We start from the raw sequence: 22,301 nt of genomic DNA, 5'->3' as shown, positions 1-22,301 counted from the left end.
ATACGTATGTATTGTATTTGAAGTTCAAAAAAAACGGCAATTACGAACACTAAAAAACGCAAAACACAACCGTTTCTGTCAGCTTCTACAGACACTAAAATCAGGCTACGGCTATCTGTCTACTACACACGATTTGTAGTCCTACTTTCTTTTACTGGATTACCCGCCAATTAGTAACTATATATTTCAACAATAAGATCCAGAATTACCCCTTAGGCACGTACATGACATTAACACCTTGATTTATATCATTCATATTACTTTTTATTATTTATAGCAAAGCATGGCGCAATCATCATTTCATAACATTTAGTTACTAAAGAGGAGAAAATCTGCCTACCACACACACCGTTTATGCTAGTTTCTATGCAGAAAAACATCGCCTATTCTGCCTTAAAACAAGACCTCTCTAGCAATAACTGATTATGATGGTAACGGGCCTTTGGGCCTGTATGAATCAGCAACATCAGAGTAGAGAATACACATGAAGCCCTCCCCTAAAATTCTCGTCATTATGGGTAGCGTACGCCTTCAGCGTATTAGCCCTTTACTAGCAGACTGGGTAGCATCAGTGGGACGACTATGCATACCTGAAGCCATGTTTGAACTGGTGGATTTACGTAATTGGCCTTTGCCCATGATGGATGAGCCAGCCATCCCTGCTCACGGCGCAGGTTATCAAACACCTCAAGCTCAAGCGTGGAGCAATAAAATTTCTCAAGCGGATGCTTTTGTTTTTGTGACGCCTCAATATAACTGGGGCTATCCTGCCGCATTAAAAAATGCGCTAGATCATTTATATACTGAATGGCATCACAAGCCCGCTTTTATTGTGAGCTACGGTGCTCATGGCGGTGAAAAATGTGCAGCGCAATTACGGCAAGTATTAACGGGTCTTAAATTAAATGTCACCCCAAAAAATGCCGAATTAACGCTCTCTAATGAACAAATCTTACGTAATGACGGCCATATAGGCTTACCTGAAGCCGTACAAAACCAAGAAGCAGCGTTACAAGTTGGGCTGATGGAACTACGTAAACTCCTGCAGTCACCACGACAGTAAATCACCATTAACATCTGTGTCACGGTTATGGCACAACCCCAAACGGCCTCGTAGGCCGTTTGCTTATTTACGGCCCAAAATCAGATGGTTAGTGTATTTCTCTTAAGACTAAAAATACTGGTTTACTTCTTCCCTAAACCTTAAAAAACACTTTTCCCCGCATAAAAATCAGCACAAAAACAGCTAGCCCAAACCCTTATTTAGAAATAATTAGAAATAATAGAATTATCTGGTTGCATATCTGAATTAATAAATCCATCTAGAATCCACACATCATCAAGTAACTGCTGCAGCACTAAAGATTTCCAATAAAAACCAAATAAGCCACTTCACGATTAACTCGCATCAACGAGGTTGTTTCAGGCCAAAATTTGGCTCACCCTTTTCTTTCAATGAGGTTATAGAAATGGCTCTGCACTCCAAAGATGATATCCGCAACCGTATATACGACGATGTATATGCATCCAACGATCTATCGGTAGTCATGCCCAAGTACAAAATGCCTGAGGGTGAGCATGACCCACGTCATGCATACCAAGTGGTGCATGACGAATTAATGATGGATGGTAATTCGCGCCAAAACCTGGCCACCTTTTGCCAGACATGGGTAGATGATGAAGCCCGCCGTCTTATGGATGAGTCCATAGACAAAAACATGATCGATAAGGATGAATATCCACAAACCGCTGAAATCGAGTCACGTTGCGTGCACATGATTGCAGATTTATGGAATTCTCCCGATGCCGCCAACACAATGGGGTGCTCTACCACCGGTTCTTCTGAAGCGGCAATGTTGGGGGGGTTAGCGCTGAAATGGAGCTGGCGCAAAAAGATGCAAGCCGCGGGTAAACCTACTGACAAACCTAACCTGATTTGCGGTCCCGTACAGATTTGCTGGCACAAATTTGCGCGCTACTTCGATGTAGAGCTGCGTGAAATCCCATTGGAAGGCGATAGACTAATCATGTCGCCTGAAGAAGTACTAAAACGCGTGGATGAAAACACCATCGGCGTTGTCCCCACCATGGGCGTTACCTTCACATGCGATTACGAGCCCGTTAAAGCTGTGAGCGATGCGCTGGATAAACTGCAAAAAGACACTGGCCTAGATATCCCTATCCACGTTGATGGTGCTAGCGGTGGTTTCTTGGCTCCGTTTTGCGCGCCTGAAATCGAGTGGGACTTCCGCCTTCCTCGCGTGAAATCCATTAACTCGTCGGGTCATAAATTCGGTTTGGCCCCACTTGGGGTGGGTTGGGTAATTTGGCGTGATGCTGCCAGCCTGCCAGAAGAGCTGATCTTCAATGTGAACTACCTAGGTGGCAACATGCCAACCTTCGCGCTCAACTTCTCTCGCCCTGGTGGCCAGATTGTGGCCCAGTACTACAACTTTCTGCGCTTGGGCAAAGAAGGCTACAAACGCATTCAAACTGCATGCTACGACACGGCTAAATACCTGTCCCAAGAAATTGAGAAATTCGGCCCCTTCAAAATCATTTTTGATGGCGACATGAAAAAAGGCATCCCTGCGTTGTCATGGACCATTAAAGAGGAGTTCAAAGGCAAAGTGAATTTCACGCTGTATGACTTTGCCGACCGACTACGCAGCCGTGGCTGGCAGGTTCCCGCCTATTCCATGCCTGCCAACCGCGAAGACCTCGTGGTACAGCGTATTTTGGTACGTCACGGCGTGAGTCGCGACTTGGCCGACTTGTTGTTGGCTGACTTCCAACGCACATTGGACTACTTCGCCAAACGCCCTGTTTCACAGCCGTTGGATGAACAAGAAGCCGGTGGTTTCCACCACTAAAACATAAGGTAGAAGAAAGAGGTCAGCAATGGCCTCTTTCTGTATCCCTGCAGGTTTCTGTTTTCAATCATCTTTATGAGAGGGTAACCATGAGCACTGCGACACAAAACCAGCCTACGGCTAAGATGTCGATTGCTACCATTGCCATCATGAACATCACGGCGGTGGTTAGCTTACGCTTTCTACCATCCGAAGCAGAGTATGGGCTAAGCTCCATATTCTTCTTTGCCTTTGCTGCACTCGTTTTTCTGATTCCTATGGCACTGGTAGCGGCTGAACTCGCCACCACGTACCCCGAAAAAGGCGGTGTATTCCGTTGGGTCAGTGAAGCTTTTGGCCCTAGACTGGGCTTTTTAGCCATGGCAATGGTATGGATTGAAGTAATCCCCTACTTCCCCACGGTATTAACATTTGGTGCGGTATCTATTGCCTTTATTGACCCCACTGTCAGCATGGCGGAAAGCATCTCGGCCAACAAATGGTATATCACCGGCTTTGTGCTGATTGTGTACTGGATCTCTGTGGCCATCGCACTGCGTGGCGTGGGTATTTTCGCTAGCGTATCCAAATGGTGCGGTATTGTAGGCACCATTATCCCAGCCGGTATTGTTACCCTGCTAGGCTTTGCCTATTTGATGTTCAGTGGCAATAAACCGTTGATTGAATTGTCGTGGGGCGCACTGATGCCCGACTTCAGTAATTTCAGCACCGTAGTATTAGCTGCCAGCATTTTCTTGGCTTACGCCGGTATGGAAATGAACGCCGTACACGTAAAGGATATGGACAACCCCACCAAGAAATACCCTATTGCCATCACCATTGCGTCATTGGGTACAGTAGCGATTTTCTTGCTGAGCACCTTGGGGATTGCCTTTATTGTTCCTGCACAAGACATCAACCTAACCCAAAGCTTGCTGTTGGCCTATGATCTGCTGTTCAAATGGCTAGGCGCTCCATGGCTAGGTTCTATTGTTGCTGTGATGCTGGCATTTGGTGTGTTGGGCGGTGTGGTGACATGGATTGCAGGCCCTAACACTGGGGTACTGGCCGTTGCCAAAGCAGGCTATCTGCCACGTTGGTTCCAGAAAACCAATAAGCACGGCATGGGGGTAAATCTGATGCTCGTGCAAGCCGTGATCGTAACCATTCTTTCCATTACTTTCGTAGTCATGCCTTCTGTGCAAGCTGCATTCCAAATCTTGTCACAGTTGACGGTGATTTTGTACTTGGTCATGTACTTACTGATGTTTGCAGCAGGTATTCGTCTGCGTCGCACCCAGCCTGATCGCCCTCGTCCGTACCGAGCCCCCGCCATGTACTTATGGGCATCACTAGGCTTTGTGGGTTCCCTGCTTGCTTTCGCATTAAGCTTCGTACCACCTAGCCAAATTGCTGTAGGTAGTCCAACCTCCTACTTCATGTATTTGGTTGTGTTGGTCGTGATCTTTGTGGCTATCCCACTGATTATTTACGCACAACGTAAACCCAGCTGGCGTGATCCTAATTCTGATTTCGAACCCTTCACATGGGAAGTCAAAGCAGCAGCAACTACTACCGCAGCGTCCCGTACCACCGCTGCATCTAGCAACTCCTAAGGGGTAGTACCCAGCGTTATCAAGAGGAAAACCTGTTCGCACCATGACAGCTTTTCCTCTTTTACTTTCATGATCCACTTTCAGGAGTAGGCTCGTGCTAGACCTTAACACCATACAATCAGCCGTTGACGCCGCCCATCACGACTTTGGCCAAGCGCCAGGTGGTGCCAATGCGGATTACATCCCTTTCCTCGCCAATATCCCCAGTGACCTTTCTGCCGTCGCCGTCGTCACAGTACAGGGTGACATTCTTTCTGCTGGCGATATTCACTATAGATTTGCCATAGAATCCATTTCCAAAGTGTGTACCTTGGCCTTGGCGCTGGAAGACTGGGGCGCTGAAGCAGTACAGCAAAAAATCGGAGCCGATGCCACAGGTATGCCTTTTAACTCGGTCATGGCCTTAGAGCTACACGGTGGTAAACCGTTGTCCCCACTAGTGAACGCCGGTGCCATTGCCAGTGCCAGCTTAATCAAAGCCAAGAATACAGAAGACCGCTGGAGTCGCATTCTAGCCATGCAGCGCAAACTGGGATCAGCACACATTAAGCTGTCAGCCCAACTAAACGAATCAGAGCAAACCACCAACTTCCATAATCGCGCTATCGCCTGGTTACTCTATTCCGCTGGCTACTTGTACTGCGACCCAATGGAAGCCTGCGACGTTTACACCCGTCAGTGCTCAACCCTGCTTACCACCGTAGAGTTGGCCACCATGGGCGCTACACTTGCCACCGGTGGCGTCAACCCAGTTAGTCAAGAACAAGTGTTAAGCGCCAACAATACCCCCCGCATTCTGGCGGATATGACCATGGAGGGACTGTACGATACCTCTGGCGACTGGGCCTACACCGTAGGCTTGCCCGGTAAAAGCGGTGTGGGGGGCGGGATTCTGGCGGTAGTACCCGGAGTGATGGGTATCGCAGCGTTCTCGCCACCGTTAGACGAAGTAGGCAATAGTGTACGAGGCCAGAAAATGGTCGCATCCATTGCTAATGCGCTGGGCTATAACCTCTACAAAAGCTAGCTATCGCACTCACTTCACCATGAAAAAGGCCCTGTATTCACACAGGGCCTTTTTGTTACACGCTTGTGTTTACTCTGCAGTGCCATCCAATGGCGGAGTAGACATACCTTTACCCAATACGCCGGCCGCTGAGAATAAAAATGCCTAGCCACGGCGTACTTCTGGCTCACGGGCTACGCGCCACAACAGGCGATTGGCTATGGAACGAACCACCCGCCTTACTCACTGGCAGATCTACCATATCACCCAACACATACACATTTTCCAAGCCCTGCACTTTCATGCCCTAGACGCCAAGGGTGTCCGTGTTATTTAGCCTGCGTTTGCGGCACCTGATGTGGCAATACAAAAATCTTGTCAAAACCCAGTGTGAAGAAGAATGTGTAGATTAAGAAGAACACCAGTAACGTCACTTCCATCATGAAGGCCGTCCACACATCTACACCGTACCAAAGCATGTAAATAGGCAGGCAGATCAAAATCAACCCGCCCTCAAAACCTATGGCATGCGCACATCGCAAACGCAAGGTGCGGTCCATCACTTGATTACGGCGCTCCCACGCTTCAAAAACACTGTTATAAGTGTAATTCCACGCTACCGCTGCTGCCGACACCATCACCGCCACGGGCAATGAGTCATCGGCACCACTTTCACTGAGCACCATCAAAATTAAGGTAGAAAACAGAATCGCAAAAACTTCAAAAACGCCTACATAAACCAGACGACGTTTAAAAGGACTAAGGGTTATCAACGTAAACTCCAGCATGCTTTGATACAACATCAATGCACTACTCCGGACCGCCCCGGTTGATAAAAAAGAAAAAAGTGCTGTACACATGCCGAACCACGGTTTCCGCCCGTGCATGTTTGCTAATACAGATGGGATTACCTACTACACCAACTTGCTAGTTGCTAGCATGGCCCAGTAAGATTACAAAAATTGTAATCGGTTTACGATCAATCTGCTAACGGGGGCTCAGGATGAACACCACACCATCCATCAGGCTTGGAAGCTTTTTACAAATAGCCCCATACTTAGCCATGCGCGGTGTTTCACCGTTAGAGTTTTTCCGTCGTCTGGGCATTTCACCCAACGTATTTCAAAACCCCGATCTCTGGTTACCTAGAACTGCCTGCTTTCAGATTGCCAACGAAATGGCCGCGGTAGCTGCTGACGACTTTGGCGGTGCCTACGTAGGCCACCTTACCGAAATTCGCTCGTTAGGCTTCTGGGGACAAAACATTTTAGCGTCAGAGAATATTGCGCAAGCTTGCGCCATGGCATCCGCCCATGCGTCCTTGCTACACCAAGGCGGTGAGATCAAAATCGTCACCGAAGGCCGTACTACCAAACTCATACATCAATTCACAGGCGAATATCACGCCGATCCCAAACAGTTTATTTTGGGCAGCTTAGCGGTATTACGAAAAATCCCGCTCATGTCCAAAGAGCCTAGCGCCATACGCGTGCACCTGACTCACGCCAGATCCCAAGGGGACGAATCACTTGAGGAAAGCCTAGGCCCTAATCTGACGATGAATGCCGACTACAACATGATTGAGTTTGACCGTGATCTGCTAGAGATGCCGCTGCACAACCAGCATGATGCCGCTTGGCGAACCACTGAAGCCCTGAGCTCTACGGTACAAACGGCCGACCTCCTTACACAGCATCTATCTGATCATGAAACCGCTAAGCTCAGTAGTGTCTCAAAACACATAGGCATCTCTACTCGCACCCTGCAACGACGCCTCAAGTATTGTGGGGTGGATTTTGATGCATTACGTGACGAAACTCGACGTAGCGAAGCGCTACAACTGATAGCCAGTGGAAAATACAGCGCCACAGAGATTGCCTACATGGTGGGCTACAGCGATCCAGCACACTTCACACGTGCCTTTAAACGCTGGACGGGCAGCACACCTTCGCGCTACCCCCTACAACTTAGGTCCGACGCCTAAATCGCTGCAATCGGAACTTAAAACCTAAACGTTACCCCCATGATAGGGCCTTTCTGAATCACGTCGTATTTAAATCCGTGCCTACTGTAATCCACACCTTGTATACGGTAGCCCACCACCGCAGATAGATTATCTTTGAATTGGTAACCTACACCCGCTACCACATCCCAATCCAAATCAGCCTGCCCCGCACCTATATTGCCCCACCCTGTTAGATAAGCGCTATCGGTCATAAAGTACGAACCTTTCACGCCAACCACTGCATCTACCCATGTAGCACTATCGCGCTTTGTGACATTATCTAGCACGCCGCCATGAAACTTCAGTTTGGTACTGACACTCCACACACGCGCACCAGCAATCACATCCAACACACCTCTGTCTGTACGCAACACTGAATAGCCGCCCCCCAACAAACCTGAAAAAGCCTCCGATGTCACTCCTATCTTGTCGGTTAGCACACCTTGTGGGCTAGAGTCTTTAAGCGAGGTCTTGGTGTACGCCACATCAGCAAAAATACTGTAGCGGCCTTGTCTTGCTTCGATAATGCCCATAAAAGCAAAATCTAGCTCATTAAAGATTTGCCCGAAGTCAGATTTCACTTTGGCTGCGGGCATATTAAATTGCCCAACGGTACCTTGAATGCCTGCCATCCAGAAGTAAGGGCTCACACTGACCTGCCACGCTGACTGGGCAAGATCCCCACTCCCAGAGCCCGCAGGGGAAGTCGCTTCTGCCACTGCGGTAGTAGTGGCACAAGCAAGCGTAATACACAGCAAAGAGCGTATATAAGTAGACATCCTTACCCCTTATTACTTAGCGCTCGCCAACGCTGCATTTTCTGCTGTGCAGTCCAACGCCATCGCTGTGCCAACTGCCTTGGCTTTTTCTAGCTCAGCTCTCGCTGCTGCGATATCTGCCTGAAAGCTAGGGTCACTATGAAGCCTAGCCACCGTAGCCGCCCCCATGATTCGCCCTGCATCCACATCACTTTGCCAGTGTGCATTACAAATCACGCGACTCTGCCCAAACGACAGCCCACGTGCTAACAGCTGATTCGCTCTTGCTGGATTAATTTCAGCTAACACCAGCGCCCATGCCCACCCGGCTGCTGTATGCCCAGACGGGTACGAACCATCCGTTCTTAAGACTGCCTCATCTTCTGGCGTACACGTGTCTTCATCATGCAAAGCAAAGGGTCTAGTACGGTTATACGTATTTTTTACGCCATATGTGGATAACCCTGCATCAGTGAGCACCCTTTGCATAACTTGATAGGTATGCGGCAGATTTTCCTCATCTATTTCCATACCCATTGCGCATGAAAAATTCTCTGCTGGACGAGGAAAATTCAATGCCGCATCTCCTTTAGCAAGATCCCAGCGAGCAGAACCACGCAAAGTACGTGCAGTGCTTCTGGCTTCCTCATCTCGTGCAAAAGCCGCACTGTCTTTAACTGGGGGAGCCCCCAACAGTTGTAAGCTGTCGGGAAGTTCTGTTTGCGCTAAATACCCAGGTGCTAAAGTGAAGTGAGCATCCGTCACCTTAGCCTCACTAGCGAGCACCATCCCAGAAATAGAGCAACTCAACACGCCCACTATTAGCGATGTCTTCATTAACTGTGATCCCTTGCGCATATGCATCCCGTATGATTAACGCGTTACCAATTCTGGCTGAGGAAAGCTCCACTGCCCATTGAGAATTTCCTCTTCAGGCTGATACAACCTCACGGTGTAATTCCAACCAGGCACGGTAGGCAAACAATTCACCACCTTGCCATCGCAACCTCCAAACTGGATCACAATCGTGCCATCGTCTGCTTTTTCAGCAGTCAGGCTGTTTAAGGAATAGGCGTTATACGGGTTTTGCTCAAAGTAACCATCGGCGTTGTACACGCTTACAGACCAGAAGCTTTTAACGGGTACATCTCCAATTGTCAGCTGATACACCGCTTTCCCATCATTTTGGGGCATCACGCCACCTAAATAGGTAGCATCTTTGCTAGGGTTTCCGCCCCAACCTGCTGCAGTACCAATCAAATGCCGTATAGGCTCTACTTGATCTTTTGTCCCAAACGCATGGTCATAGTTGGGCATGCTTGCCCCTAACACTAACAGTGCATCACGTATGGTTTTTTGGCTGTTCTTGTCCCAATTTGGTACAACAAACTCGCCTACCTGCGCTTGCTCAATTTGTATGGCATCTTGTAGAGCATGAACCTGCTCAAGGTCTTGCTGACTGACGGGATCCACCAGCAAACGTACTGCCACAAAGGCGTAGCGTGTTCCCACATTCTCTTTAGTCAGCGTATACGTACCACCGCCGTAGTACACAGCAGGTACATAATGCTCTTCATCCACCACCATCATAGACATAAAGCGCTCACCGACATCAGGCAACGTAATGGTGACCGGGCCTGCATCAAGATCAAAAACCACGCTGGAATACAGCGTATCTCGGTTCATCCTAATCACGTTTTGCGCATCAATGGCTACTGGCTGGCGGCTATGAACAAACTTGCCCAAACCGCCATCTGCTACCGTTTTCCCCATGTACAGGTCAGACTCAGCACGCGCAAAGTTATCAATCCCTACCAAGACAGGAGCCTCTGTTGAGGACTGCGCCTGCACACTTCCTAAGGCGGCAACCGCCAGTACAACCGTACCCAACATGAATGATGAATAAGACATGTAATCCCTCTGCTTTTTATGAATTTTGGCTTCTCAACAAAAGGCGCTTTAGCCAAAGAAACTAAGCGTTCCGCTTGTTAGATTTATGTGTGGCAGATTCTATAAGAATGCCCAGAGAGAAACTTGCCATTTGGTGCCAAAATGCAGAGCACCACATACCGTCTAGTTATGCACCTAGACTCTGCCCGCCTTTGCTCCTGTTATCTCGTATTAAATAGTATCTTGAGATAAAAATTAGACCCTCACAAAAACAAAACACCATAAAAAATAAAAAAATCAATAATAAAATAAAGTGTGGTATAATAACGCCAGATTTTCAAATAAAGGTTGTTTAAAAAGTTTACATATCATTGGTTACTAAAACAAAGAAGTGCCAAATAGACTTTTTCTTTAAATAATTATTATTAAAAATAGAATGCAAAAAATTGCATCAAAAAAGAAATGGAGTTTTATTTTGTCAAAAACAAGAATTGCAATACTAGGTGCTGGCCCTAGTGGTCTGGCTCAATTACGTGCATTTGAAGCATTACGTAAAAAATCCAACATCAGCGATTTTCCTGAAATTGTCTGTTATGAAAAACAGAATGATATTGGTGGTATGTGGAATTACACATGGCGTACAGGCTTAGATAGAAACGGAGAGCCCGTACACGGCAGTATGTATCGCTACTTATGGTCTAACGGCCCTAAAGAGTGCCTAGAGTTTGCTGACTACAGTTTTGACCAGCACTTTGGTCAGGCCATCCCCTCCTACCCACCACGTGAAGTACTTAAAGACTACATCATGGGTCGTTTAGATAAACGGGCCTTGTTTACGTACATGCGCTTTGAGTGTCCGGTACGCTGGGTAACCTTTGACCAGAACACACAACGCTTTAGTGTCACGGTAATGAACCATAAAACGGGTGAGCAAGAAACTGAAGAGTTTGACTATGTTGTCGTAGCAACAGGGCATTTTTCCACCCCTAATATGCCTTACTACAAAGGCCTAGAGCAGTTTCCTGGGCGTGTCTTGCACGCACATGATTTCCGTGATGCTTTGGAGTTCGAAGGACAAAATATACTGCTGGTAGGCGGTAGCTACTCTGCAGAAGATATAGGCTCACAGTGTTATAAGTACGGCGCTAAATCTGTCACGATTAGCCATCGTGGTGGTTCATTTGGCTATAACTGGCCAGAGACAGTCAACGAGAAGCCTGGTTTAGAACATATTGAAGGCAACGTTGTGTACTTTAGTGATGGTAGCAGCCAAGCTTTTGATGCCATTGTTATGTGTACCGGATATATCTTCCACTTCCCTTTCTTACCAGATGAACTGCGTTTGGAAACACATAACTGTTTATATCCTGATAATTTATATAAAGGAATATTTTTCCAAAGCAATCCAAAACTTATTTATCTTGGTATGCAAGATCAATGGTTCACGTTCAATATGTTTGATGCTCAAGCTTGGTACGTTCGTGACGTTATCATGGGGAAAATACAGCTACCTAATGAAAATGAACGACGTAAAGATATAGATAGCTGGATACAGAATCATGAAAAATTAAATACTGATGCCCAATCTATTGATTTTCAAGCCAACTATATTGATGACCTTACTGGAGCCACTGACTATCCAAGCTTCCCAGTTCATCAACAAGCTGAATTATTTAAGAAATGGTTAGAAGATAAGAAGTCCGACATAATGGGCTTCAGAAACAAATCCTATGCTTCTACTATTACCGGAACCGTAGCGGCACAACTACCTAGACCATGGTTAGAAATCAAAGATGACTCCCTAGAAGGGTTCATGTCTTTAAAATTCAAAAAAGCCAGCTAAGCCTTTCAAAGTAGCCAGAGTTGTCATTGAGAGCCTCCTATGACAACTCACTAAAGCTGATCTCCTAAGAACGAAGCGCCCTTACGCGTTTCGTTCTTTTTTTGCCTTAAGCATGTCAACCACTCTACATGACAGTGCAGGCACCACGCCCCCAGAGCATGGCTGAGGATTAGCACGTAAGTCTGGCCCCTCACTATGCAAAGAACGCCATGGATAAGCACCCTGCAGCTTAGGAAATTGCTACCCATTTATTACAAAATCTCAAATTACGTCAACGTGCTTGTTATTTCGATGACGACTCTCTAGCATGATGAAGTTTCTTATTCGTCCTATTCGAGTCCCCTACATGAGCCAAGAAAGCCGCTTCCAAGTCAACCTTGCCGGCATGATCGACATCCTGTCCAACCATTTGTACAGCGACCAAAACGTCTACATCCGTGAACTCTTGCAAAATGGTACTGATGCCATTCGCGCCCGTAAATTGTGGGACAGTAAATTCGATGCTGGCGAGATCAATGTAGAGTTACGACAAGACCAAAACGCTAACAGCAAAACCTTAGTATTCACGGACAATGGTATTGGCCTGACGGCTGACGAAGTTGAGATATTTTTAGCGACTATTGCCAGCTCCTCCAAAGGCGAGAAGAACTTTGGTGAGAGCAGCGAGCAAAGCTTTATTGGCCGTTTCGGCATAGGCTTATTGTCTTGCTTTGTAGTGACCACACAGATTCGCTTAGTGACCCACTCAGCCAAAACCGGCACAGTATTAGAGTGGAACGGTAAAGGCGATGGCACCTATGAGATCCGTGAACTACCACTAGAAGCTCAGCCTGAGGCTGGTACCTCGGTGTATTTAACATACAAAGCAGAGATTGCTGCTGAAAGCTATGCTGATTTGCATAACACCATCCGCGAATGCATGTTCCAGTATGGCGCCTGCCTAGAAGTCCCTATTTATCTTAAAGATCAACACAAGCGCTTATGGCTAAACGAGCACAGCAATAAAGTAGGCAGCTTAGCAGACTTACAGGCCTTGAATCACTACGAAGTTTTGCAGTTTGGGCGCACCCTATTTGGTGCAGAAGAAATGCGATCACTGCAAGACTATTTCATCTTGCATAACGACAGTGGCAACACCTTTGCTGTCGCGTATGTGATTCCCTTTGCGGTCAGTACCCACGCACGCAAACTACACCGTGCTTATTTGAATCGTATGTTTGTGAGCGATGCCGTAGAGGAAGTGATGCCAGAGTGGGCATTTTTTACCCGCACTGTCATTTGGACAAAAGAGCTGCAACCTGTTGCTTCGCGTGAAGCCTTTTACCAAAACGAAGCGCTAGAACGTGTCAGCCAAGAATTGGGAGCATCGCTGAAACAACAAATCAAAGCGATGCCTGAAAAGCAATTGCAGCGCCTGCTCAATACACACTATTTAGCCTTCAAAGCCTTGGCGTGTGAAGACAGTGAGTTACTACAGTTCATTTACCCGCACCTGAACTTCCGCACTCTGAATGGTGAAGAAAACCTACAAACCTTGTTATCGCGATCCGAGGTGGTTTATTACACCCAGAGCGTAGATGAATTCCGTCAAATTGCCGATGTAGCCCGTGCTCAGCAAATGCCCCTGATTAACGGCGGCTATGCTTACGACTCTGCCATCCTCAGACATTTGAATGGAATACTGGGCCACGAGGTATTCAAACTCTTTCAAGCCGAAGACGTAGAGTTTGCATTCCAGCCACTATTCCCTGAAGAAGAGCGCGCTTTTGCAGATTTACTCAGTCAGCTCAATGCACGCATGGAAACTTATCAAGTCGAAGCGGTGCTCAACTACTTTAGCCCGCACGACATCCCCATGCTGTACATCTGCAGCCAGCAAAAGCAAGCAGAGCGCGAATTAGGACGCGTAGCCGAAGCTAGTAATGATTTGTTTGGCGGCATTTTAGGCAGCTTGCAAGAGGAAAAAGAAAACGCACCGCTGGCACAGCTCTATCTGAACTTTCACAATGAAGTGGTGCAATCTGTATTTTGCTCAGGGAAAAGCGTAGACACCATTTGCAATGTAGTTGAGGTGTTGTATGTGCAAGCCTTGTTGATGGGGCATTATCCCCTGAAAAAAGACGAGGTCACCTTAATGAACAAAGGCTTACTGCACATCATTAAGGCGATGAAATAAGACCTATTCCCTATACAGCCGAATACACCTCACAATGCTTACCGCTACCAGTTTTTAGTCAAAACAGGGCGGTTAAAATATTTAGCTTTGCAGCAGCCTACGCTTGCAAGCCATTAGACAGAAGGAACACTAGCATGAATGCTCACGAGTACATGGAAGAAGCCTACGAAGTAGGTGAAAACAGCGTAGAAGGCGTGCGCCTGATTGAACAAGCCATTAAAGCAGCTGATGCTGACAACGACGTAGAAGCGGGCTATGAAGCACGCGAAATGCTCATGGATGCCACCTACACCTTAGGCATGCCCAAAAAGCAATTGTTGGCCTTTGCGTGGATGATCAAACAATTCGAAGACAAAGAAATCCACATAGATGAAGACGACCTGATGTGGAAATACAAATGGGTAGCCTTAAGTATTGTCGACTTCCCCGAAATATCTAAAGCACAAATCGACAACTTACTGGAAGACATGAAGCAGAAGTACCTAGGCTTTCAGTATTCATTAAAGCCCTATTACAAAATCCGCACCATGGTGGCGATGAGCATGGGCGAACCCGAGGAAGTGCTACGTTTACGTGCTGAATGGCTAGCAGCCAAACAAGACCATATGAACGATTGCGCTGCCTGCGAAACCAATGACGAAGTACATTTCCAGTTCTACCATAACGATCACCAAGCCGCCGTCACCAAGGGCAAACCGTTAGTTTCAGGCAGACAACGATGTGGTGAAGTTCCACACCTGACCAATGGTATGTTGGCCTTATCTTTCTGGGCATTAGGTAATCAAGAAGCAGCGCAAGAGCGTTTTGAAAGGGGTTATAAGCTCACCAAAAACCAGGTTGAGTTTTTGAACACCAATGCCGATTTCATCTTGTATTTGATAGCGAGCGATCAATGGCAAGAGGCTGAGAATCTTGCCACCACAGAACTCAAAATCCTCCCCAAAAGCGAAAACAAATTCCGTCAATTCCGCCTCTATGCCGCCGTAGCTGTACTGTTGCAAGCTGCCAAAAAACGAGGGCTATCTATGGATGTAGGTATGGGGCTAGACGAAGCGCTACAACATGCTCAAGAAGCAGCCAAGGCATTCGACACACGCAATGGCAATAACTTTTATCAGCAGCAATTGGCAGAGCAATTAGCTCAGTATGCGTGAGCATACATAGATCGATACTAGGAAGAACTTTCTAGTATCGATCCATCAGCCCAAGCTCAAACTAAATCACTGAGTTCTGTGATCGTCTGCTTGGGATGCGAAACAGCTTAGGTCATCCAACAGATGGAATGACGGCCTGAGCCTCGATCTCAATTAACCACTCTGGTAATGCGAGGCCGGTAACCACTACCCAGGATGACGCAGGAGGGTTAGTGTTGAAAAAGGCTTTCAGTGCCTCACTGATTTCCAGTTGGTTCTCGCGGTTATTGGCATCTTCTTTGATGTAGATGCGCAGCATTGCAATATGCTCTTTTTTAGCTTGTGTCGCTAACAGTACTTTCTCTATATTTTCAAGACAAACTCGCGTCTGCTCTTTCATACCAGTAGCAATAGTATTTTGATCTTTATCTGTTGCTACTTGGCCTGATAAGAAAAGGTGTTTTCCCTCTTTGGTTAGTACCGCTTGGCTAAAACCATACTGAAGGCTATTGAATACCGAATCAGGGTTCACAGAGATGTGCATTACTCAATCCATTACGTTGTTCAAGAAACAGCTTATTTTCGCCTACTTCTTACATTCGGCATAGATGGATAAATCTTTGAAAATACCGTACTGTGTGCTTACTCCTACCACCAAAAACAAAAACGCCAACCCAGTAGAGTTGGCGTATATGTTTGCTATTTTTGGTGCCGCTTACCGGAATCGAACTGGTGACCTTTTCATTACGAATGAACTGCTCTACCAACTGAGCTAAAGCGGCACAGTGCGTTTGCACTCAACAAAAATTATAATGCCATCATTCGGGCTTGTAAATTTCGCCCCCTTACCCTTTATACGAGGCTAATTATGAGTGCAAAGTGGATTCTGATCATCGCGGCGTTCTTGCCGTTTCTGGCGGCTGTCAGTGCCAAAGTGGGTGGTAAAGGTTTCCAAAATCATACCCCGCGTGAATGGTTAGCTAAACAAGAAGGCTGGCGTGCTCGTGCCAATGCAGCTCAAGCTAACACCTTTGAAGCCCTACCATTTTTCTACGCTGCCTTTATCTACGCGTTATTCATCCAGCCCGTTGCTCCTGAGCTAGTCCTGAAGCTAGGCTTAGCATGGGTACTCTTACGCGTAGCATATATTTACGTGTACATTCGCGACTTATCATCACTGCGCAGCCTGATCTGGTTCGCTGCATTTGCCGTCAATATCAGCCTGCTTTTTGTCTAAGCATAGCGCTCAAGACGAGGCCAGTAGTTCTCTGGCCTTCTCCCCCACTCTAGCAAAACCTGCTCTATAACGTTCATCCACAGGATTGCAGCAAGAAATACGCACAGCATTGCTAAACCTACCACTGGCTGAATACAAGCGCCCCGGTATCAAACTAATTTTGTCACGTACTAGCTGTTGATATAACACATAGGTATCGATGGAGTCTGGCAACTCCAACCAAAACAAATACCCGCCATCTGGCTTAGTCGCTTTAGTGCCCGCAGGAAAATAATCAGCGATTAACGCCTGCGCTACATTCATATTCTTCGCATAATTCTTACGCAGTTTACGCAGGTGATAGTCATAGCCACCAGCCTCTAAAAACTGCCCCAACGTTTCCGATAGAAAATGCGATTCCGCAATGGAATATAAACTTTTCAGTTGGCGTATTTTTCTATTAAAACGTGTGCTGTGTACCCATCCTATACGGAAATCTGGTGCTAAGGTTTTGCTAAAGCTAGAACAAAAAATCACCCAACCATTGTCATCTAAAGACTGCACTGCAGGTAAAGTACCGTGGCTTTGCAGCTCAGCATATAAGCCATCTTCGATTAAGGGAACTTGGTATTGATTCACCAGTTTGGCGAGCTTTTTCTTAGCCTCTAACGGCATGCTACAACCCAAAGGGTTGTGCAAATTAGGCATACAAATCAAGGCTTGTAACTGTTTTTCTGCTAAGAGAGGCTCTATCTCATCCACACATAAGCCTGTCTCGGCATGCGTAGGTAGCTCTACCAGCTTTAATCCCAAATCATTCAATAACGGGATTAAATAAAAATACGTAGGCGACTCTACTCCTATACTATCCCCCGGCTTAGTCACGGCTCGTAGCGCGAGATTAATGGCCTCCATGCAGCCGTGTGTAAGACAAATATCGTCCACATGACTCAGTACACCCAAATTCTGCATACGACGCGCGATCTGTCTGCGTAGGATCAAGCTTCCTGGCGGCAACGCATAGCTGGAAATCAGCGACGCTTGCTGGCGTACTAAGCGGCTCATGATGCGCCCTAGTTTTTCTCTAGGGAACAAATCTGAATGCTTATCCGGACAGGCCAACGACAAATTCAAAAACGATGGATCTTGCTGCATGGCAAAAGCTTGTTCAATCAAGCTCAACACCGATGCACTAGTCGTACTATCCTCAGTACCCTTCTCAAAGGTACGCATTAATCCGGGTAGCTGATTTTTTACAACAAAACCCGATTGTGGCTTGGCCTCTATAAAGCCCTGATCCTCAAGTGAGCGGTAGGCCGCAATCACCGTGTTAATGCTGAGATTATGCGTATGCGCTGCCTGACGTATAGACGGCAAAGCCCCACCCGCACTGAACACACCCTTTTCAATGGCGTGTTTTAAGCCCTCTGCCAATTGCAGATAACGTGGTTGTGATGAAGCAGGCAGCAGTTCAGGCATGATGACACCGTCAAGAAAAATAGCACGCAATAACTGTACCCATCATAATTGATAATTTCTGAGCCTGTACCTATTTTTGTATCTGCTTTACGCTGACAGCTCTTTCTTCCTTTTCATATAGCCAGCCATCATGATCAACCCCGCCCTTCTCAGTTACGTAGCCGTTATGTCGGTTACACCCGGCCCCAACAATTTGCTGTTAGCAACCTCTGGCGTGAACTTTGGCTTCAAACGTACCCTACCTATGAGCTTGGGTATTAGTTTGGGTGCTGGTTTTCAGTGCTTCATCACCATGCAAGCCTTAGGCGCGATGGTGTCATGGTTAGGACAAATGCGGTTGTTCTTAGCCCTAGCCGGCTGTATGTACTTGCTGTGGTTATCGTGGAAGATTTTGCAATCCAGCGCTCCCGAAGCCAAAAAAGATGCTCGTCCTTTTGGTTTCCTGCAAATGGCTGCCTTTCAATGGATTAATCCAAAGGCCTGGATTATGGCCATTAATACAGCGCTCTTGTTTGGGACGGTAGACAGCGATCAAGCCCTCAGCCACAACTTACAAGTGTCTTTGCTCTACATCGTCACAAACTTTCCCTGCATTTTGCTATGGGCCTTATTGGGGGATAGATTGCGTCAGCTTCTACAAAGCCCAAACTATCTTCGCGTGTTTAACACCGCAATGGCATTGATCATGGGGGTAACGGCTTTATGGTTAGCTGGCGAAGAACTCTATATTGCGTACTATGCGGTTGAACTGTAATTCATTATAAAAATCCATGCATCACACAAAATGGTTCACTAAATGAACATTGCATGGAATAAACCTCTTTATTACAACAACTACCACTCTTTCTTTCTATACAGCCATCCCCCTGCTAGGTAGAAAACACACTCTGTCATAAGATGATTAAGATTGTTTTCTTTCCTAGCTGGCTGTATCTGCATGAACTCCCCTCTTCCATTTAAACGTCATATCGCCATTCCTATATTGCTAGGATTAGGCACAGGCTTTGCCACCAATCACGTTTCTGCACGCATTGCCTTTGATCATGGTGCCGGCTTATTAACCGCCATTTTGTTCCGCTCAGGCACCAGTTTGGTGTGCCTTACCTTATTGCTGGTATGGCAACGCCATTCATTACGCTTTGAACGAAAACTCTGGCCTTGGCAATTAACACTGGGGCTGTTGGTCGCACTACAAAGTTTCTGTATTTTCTCGGCCGTTGCTCGCATACCCGTAGGCATAGCCTTATTGGTGGCGAACACCTTCCCTATTCTCTTAGCATTATTGAATTGGGCTGTCAGCGGAAAGCGCCCCACTAAGGCCTCGGCCATTATTATGGGGATGATTCTATTTGGGCTGATTTGGGTATTAGATGCACCCATGTGGTTCCAAAACAGCGAACAACTTACCAGCACCTGGTTTTTAGGATTGCTTTTTGCTTTTGGGGCCGCAACCTGCTTTGCCTTTATCTTGTGGATCAGCGAAAACCGCCTCGCCAATCTATATGGCCCCGTGCGCAGTTTTTATACCATTGGTATCGTGTTCTTTAGCATGCTAGGACTAAGCTTTACCGGCGCTCTAGAAGGCGGCACAGCTGTGCCTGTTGATGCAACAGGCTGGCTTGCCTTAATCGCTGTGGGCTTTTTCTACAGTTGTGCGTTTATCGGTTTGTTCGTACTAACACCACGACTCAACCTAAGTCAAAATGCCCCAGCTTTAAACATTGAACCGGTAGCCTCGTTGATTCTGGCGTGGATACTGTTAGAGCAAAGTCTGAATGGCAGACAAATCTTTGGTAGTGCTATGGTGGTGACAGGCATTATTGCACTGGCATTGGTACATAGAAGTAAGCGCTCTTAACAACTAGGCATATGAAGCCCATTCGCTAACGCAAAACACTAGGTGAGTGGGCTTACAGCCTATCAAAATACTGACTACTTAATAGGCTATGCATACGGTCAAACGTCGCTGACTCTGGCGCTCGCTCTATTGCCCGGCTCTTTAAGTGCCAACGACATCACCGCATGCATGGAGAAAGGCCCCATGAAGTTTGAGCACACATCGTAGCCTTCATCGCCGGGCAAGTGCTCCGCGATGACAACCCCACACTCAATAGGCGTACAGGAGTTTCTCGGGTACTCAATGTCTAGCGATAAGCTGTGATCGCTCTCTTCAAACCTAGCTTGAGGGTTGCCATACACAAACGAGCGATCATGCAATACATTGCTTTCAACAGCCTCGTGCAAAATAGCAGCATCCGTAGAGATAGCAGTATCAATGCTACTTACCGCGGGCAACGACTCAAACTCTATGGCCAATACCCACATTTCCATAGGCACTTTCACACCGTTAATAAACGGCTTTGACCATGCACGCACATCTGCTGAAGTCAGCACCCCGCGTACACCAGGCATTTTTTCTGCACGCGGCACATCCATAGATACAATCCGTGCATGTGCATAGCTTGAGCGATAAACTGCCGCATGCACTGTCTCCGAAATACCCTGCTCAGAGCCAACTCAACTTGCTGTAGTCGTTCTCGTTGTTGTCTGGCTCGGTATTGCTCTTACCTGTACTCACTATATGCTTTATTTTTATGAGTTAAATAAGAGTGCAAACATCTGGAAACAGTATAGGAATGAGAGGCCCTATCCCTTTTACCTAACAGTCGGCCCAATTACCTTTGAGTCTGATTATTCATCTCTAGCTCGCCTTACTCACTGCTATGCAGGCATAATCATTCACATCAATACCAAAAGTGATACATGGACGAGCACAGCTCTGCCCTAATACAATCATCGGTTATTTATAAAAATGATAAATGAGCGTTAACTACGCCTTAGTGAGACGAGAGTTTTATGGAAAATTTGGATGTTCTAGTACTACGTAAACTCAGTGTTTGGCGTAATGAAGGCAAAAAAGCCATCTTAGCCACAGTCACGCGCACCTGGGGATCCTCTCCTAGACCTCTAGGTTCTATCATGGCCTTGTGTGAAGACGGCTCTGTAGTTGGTTCTGTATCCGGAGGGTGCATAGAGGACGACCTTATCCGGCAATACACCATAGGAAATGAAAGGATAGCTTTACAAGAAGCAGCTATGGCTAAGCTTGTCACCTATGGATTAAGCGCTGAAGAGGCATTTAGATTTGGCTTACCTTGTGGTGGCACACTAGAAATTTTGTTGGAGTTCAATCCCGATACTGCTGCATTACAGCAATTGGTAGAGTCATTAGATCAAGGCCTGCTTATGCAGCGCTCAGTCAGTCTGGAAGATGGCTCTATAGCTCAACATCCCATAGCGAGCCCTTCGCCACTTAGTATCGACAAAAATAGCCTAAGTACCTCTTTTGGCCCTGAATATAGAATGCTACTTATTGGTGCAGGCCAACTCACAGAGTATGTGGCCACCATGGCTTTATTCAGCGGTTTTAGCGTCACCATTTGCGACCCACGTATAGAGTATCGTAATAGTGTTTCTATAGAAGGCGTAACAATAGTGTCTGATATGCCTGATGACGTGGTCACAGCATTCAACGCCGACAGCCGTAGCTGCATCATAGCCCTAACCCACGACCCTAAATTAGATGACCTAGCTCTAATGGAAGCCTTACACACTAAAGCCTTCTATGTAGGAGCCATAGGCTCACGGCGTAATAATCAAGATCGCCGAGAAAGACTGATGCAACATTTTGATCTGAGTGCCGAACAACTTAATAAGTTACGCGGTCCTATAGGCATCTATATAGGCAGTAAAACCCCTGCAGAAATCGCAATCAGCCTGATGGCTGAAGTCATTGCGATCAAAAACGGCTTGGTCGTACCCAATAATATGCAGGTGGCCTATGCTAAAGAGAAGCTGGCTCAACAGGCAGCGTAGTAATAGAGGATAGTAATTAGCGGAACTCTAGCTCCCTGCAGGGAGCGAATCTCTCGTCTTTTCTTAGGTTTTTTACCGGTATTCTTAGTGCTGAATTGGTCAGCAGCAGCTTTATAGAGATTCTGAATAGCGCTTAATTGGGTCTTTGCAGAGGGGTTTTACGGTTTGTCCAGACGTAAAAAAGCCCCGCATCGGTTGGATGCGGGGCTTTTGGTGTAAGAGCCTGACGATGACCTACTTTCACACACGAATATGCACTATCATCGGCGCAAAGGCGTTTCACGGTCCTGTTCGGAATGGAAAAGGGGTGGTTCCACCTTGCTATGGTCGTCAAGCGTAACTGGCTTACTCACATGCTTCACACGAAGCATGTCAACTAAATCTGGAATTAGCACAACTACATCAACAGTATGATGCAGTGTTTCATGTTTGGGATTGCGTTATTGTACTG

Annotated in this window: 19 protein-coding genes, 1 tRNA gene, 1 rRNA gene and 1 pseudogene; 13 read left to right on the top strand and 9 right to left on the bottom strand. The window is 46.8% G+C overall.

All coding sequences use genetic code 11. The annotated features are described in order from the left end of the window. Positions 1–484: 484 nt before the first annotated feature. The 4 genes from AC3QL0_RS05030 (at position 485) to glsA (ending at position 5,495) form a co-directional block, all read left to right on the top strand. Positions 485–1,063, top strand: coding sequence for an NADPH-dependent FMN reductase (locus AC3QL0_RS05030; RefSeq protein ID WP_493010353.1), 579 nt, complete (start codon positions 485–487; stop codon positions 1,061–1,063). 406 nt (positions 1,064–1,469) lie between these two features. Next, positions 1,470–2,873 carry a glutamate decarboxylase gene (gad, locus tag AC3QL0_RS05025; protein WP_493010352.1) on the top strand — a complete coding sequence of 468 codons (1,404 nt, stop codon included), beginning with the start codon at positions 1,470–1,472 and terminating at the stop codon, positions 2,871–2,873. An 89-nt stretch (positions 2,874–2,962) separates the two neighbouring features. Continuing rightward, entirely contained in the window at positions 2,963–4,468 is a 1,506-nt protein-coding gene (gadC, locus tag AC3QL0_RS05020) for a glutamine/gamma-aminobutyrate antiporter GadC (RefSeq protein WP_493010351.1), read from the top strand. Positions 4,469–4,562: 94 nt separating this feature from the next. After that, positions 4,563–5,495 (top strand): glutaminase A, encoded by a 933-nt coding sequence (gene glsA / locus AC3QL0_RS05015; protein ID WP_493010350.1) that lies wholly within the window; start codon positions 4,563–4,565, stop codon positions 5,493–5,495. 308 nt (positions 5,496–5,803) lie between these two features. Here glsA and AC3QL0_RS05010 read toward each other — a convergent pair whose 3' ends face one another. After that, the gene (locus AC3QL0_RS05010) at positions 5,804–6,277 is read right to left on the bottom strand and encodes a PACE efflux transporter (protein ID WP_493010349.1); all 474 of its coding nucleotides are present in this window, start codon (positions 6,275–6,277) and stop codon (positions 5,804–5,806) included. Positions 6,278–6,477: 200 nt separating this feature from the next. Here AC3QL0_RS05010 and AC3QL0_RS05005 point away from each other — a divergent pair, with 200 nt between their 5' ends. Beyond that, entirely contained in the window at positions 6,478–7,458 is a 981-nt protein-coding gene (locus tag AC3QL0_RS05005) for an AraC family transcriptional regulator (RefSeq protein ID WP_493010348.1), read from the top strand. A gap of 17 nt (positions 7,459–7,475) precedes the next feature. Here AC3QL0_RS05005 and AC3QL0_RS05000 read toward each other — a convergent pair whose 3' ends face one another. From AC3QL0_RS05000 to AC3QL0_RS04990, 3 genes are read right to left on the bottom strand one after another with little or no spacing between them, the layout of a single operon-like run. After that, entirely contained in the window at positions 7,476–8,258 is a 783-nt protein-coding gene (locus AC3QL0_RS05000; protein WP_493010347.1) for a hypothetical protein, read from the bottom strand. Positions 8,259–8,270: 12 nt separating this feature from the next. Next, positions 8,271–9,074, bottom strand: a complete 804-nt coding sequence (locus AC3QL0_RS04995; RefSeq protein ID WP_493010346.1) for an acid phosphatase — start codon at positions 9,072–9,074, stop codon at positions 8,271–8,273. A 36-nt stretch (positions 9,075–9,110) separates the two neighbouring features. Then, positions 9,111–10,148, bottom strand: a complete 1,038-nt coding sequence (locus AC3QL0_RS04990) for a DUF1254 domain-containing protein (protein WP_493010345.1) — start codon at positions 10,146–10,148, stop codon at positions 9,111–9,113. Between the two features lie 415 nt (positions 10,149–10,563). Here AC3QL0_RS04990 and AC3QL0_RS04985 point away from each other — a divergent pair, with 415 nt between their 5' ends. The 3 genes from AC3QL0_RS04985 (at position 10,564) to AC3QL0_RS04975 (ending at position 15,300) form a co-directional block, all read left to right on the top strand. Continuing rightward, positions 10,564–11,970, top strand: coding sequence for a trimethylamine monooxygenase (locus AC3QL0_RS04985; RefSeq protein ID WP_493010344.1), 1,407 nt, complete (start codon positions 10,564–10,566; stop codon positions 11,968–11,970). 307 nt (positions 11,971–12,277) lie between these two features. Further along, a complete protein-coding gene (locus AC3QL0_RS04980; protein WP_493010343.1) occupies positions 12,278–14,146 on the top strand; it encodes an HSP90 family protein in 1,869 nt (622 codons plus the stop codon). Between the two features lie 134 nt (positions 14,147–14,280). Beyond that, a complete protein-coding gene (locus AC3QL0_RS04975; RefSeq protein ID WP_493010342.1) occupies positions 14,281–15,300 on the top strand; it encodes a hypothetical protein in 1,020 nt (339 codons plus the stop codon). A gap of 112 nt (positions 15,301–15,412) precedes the next feature. On the opposite strand, the gene AC3QL0_RS04970 is transcribed toward AC3QL0_RS04975, so the two are convergent. Beyond that, a complete protein-coding gene (locus AC3QL0_RS04970) occupies positions 15,413–15,823 on the bottom strand; it encodes a RidA family protein (protein ID WP_493010341.1) in 411 nt (136 codons plus the stop codon). Positions 15,824–15,985: 162 nt separating this feature from the next. Continuing rightward, a tRNA-Thr gene (locus tag AC3QL0_RS04965) sits at positions 15,986–16,061 on the bottom strand. An 86-nt stretch (positions 16,062–16,147) separates the two neighbouring features. Here AC3QL0_RS04965 and AC3QL0_RS04960 point away from each other — a divergent pair. Next, positions 16,148–16,516: an MAPEG family protein gene (locus AC3QL0_RS04960; protein ID WP_135866523.1), complete on the top strand. Its 369-nt coding sequence runs from the start codon at positions 16,148–16,150 to the stop codon at positions 16,514–16,516. Positions 16,517–16,525: 9 nt separating this feature from the next. Here AC3QL0_RS04960 and AC3QL0_RS04955 read toward each other — a convergent pair whose 3' ends face one another. Continuing rightward, complete coding sequence (locus AC3QL0_RS04955) at positions 16,526–17,974, bottom strand: aminotransferase-like domain-containing protein (protein ID WP_493010340.1); 1,449 nt, start codon at positions 17,972–17,974, stop codon at positions 16,526–16,528. A gap of 130 nt (positions 17,975–18,104) precedes the next feature. On the opposite strand from AC3QL0_RS04955, the gene AC3QL0_RS04950 reads away from it, so the two are divergent. Further along, entirely contained in the window at positions 18,105–18,728 is a 624-nt protein-coding gene (locus tag AC3QL0_RS04950) for a LysE family translocator (protein WP_493010339.1), read from the top strand. Between the two features lie 183 nt (positions 18,729–18,911). Continuing rightward, positions 18,912–19,832 (top strand): EamA family transporter, encoded by a 921-nt coding sequence (locus AC3QL0_RS04945; protein ID WP_493010338.1) that lies wholly within the window; start codon positions 18,912–18,914, stop codon positions 19,830–19,832. A gap of 98 nt (positions 19,833–19,930) precedes the next feature. Here AC3QL0_RS04945 and AC3QL0_RS04940 read toward each other — a convergent pair whose 3' ends face one another. Then, the gene (locus tag AC3QL0_RS04940) at positions 19,931–20,461 is read right to left on the bottom strand and encodes a molybdopterin cofactor-binding domain-containing protein (RefSeq protein WP_493010337.1); all 531 of its coding nucleotides are present in this window, start codon (positions 20,459–20,461) and stop codon (positions 19,931–19,933) included. A gap of 369 nt (positions 20,462–20,830) precedes the next feature. Here AC3QL0_RS04940 and AC3QL0_RS04935 point away from each other — a divergent pair. Together AC3QL0_RS04935 and AC3QL0_RS04930 are read left to right on the top strand one after the other, a co-directional pair. Beyond that, positions 20,831–21,016 (top strand): annotated as a pseudogene (locus tag AC3QL0_RS04935) (XdhC family protein); the annotation flags it as partial. 54 nt (positions 21,017–21,070) lie between these two features. Further along, positions 21,071–21,850, top strand: a complete 780-nt coding sequence (locus tag AC3QL0_RS04930; RefSeq protein ID WP_493010943.1) for an XdhC family protein — start codon at positions 21,071–21,073, stop codon at positions 21,848–21,850. Between the two features lie 221 nt (positions 21,851–22,071). Here AC3QL0_RS04930 and rrf read toward each other — a convergent pair. Then, positions 22,072–22,185, bottom strand: a 5S ribosomal RNA gene (rrf, locus tag AC3QL0_RS04925). Between the last annotated feature and the right edge of the window lie 116 nt (positions 22,186–22,301).

The sequence above is a fragment of the Paenalcaligenes sp. GW821-LYS-B07-1 genome (assembly GCF_058803365.1).
The sequence above is the reverse complement of the archived record's forward strand: the minus strand, read 5'-3'. Positions and strand labels throughout refer to the sequence as shown.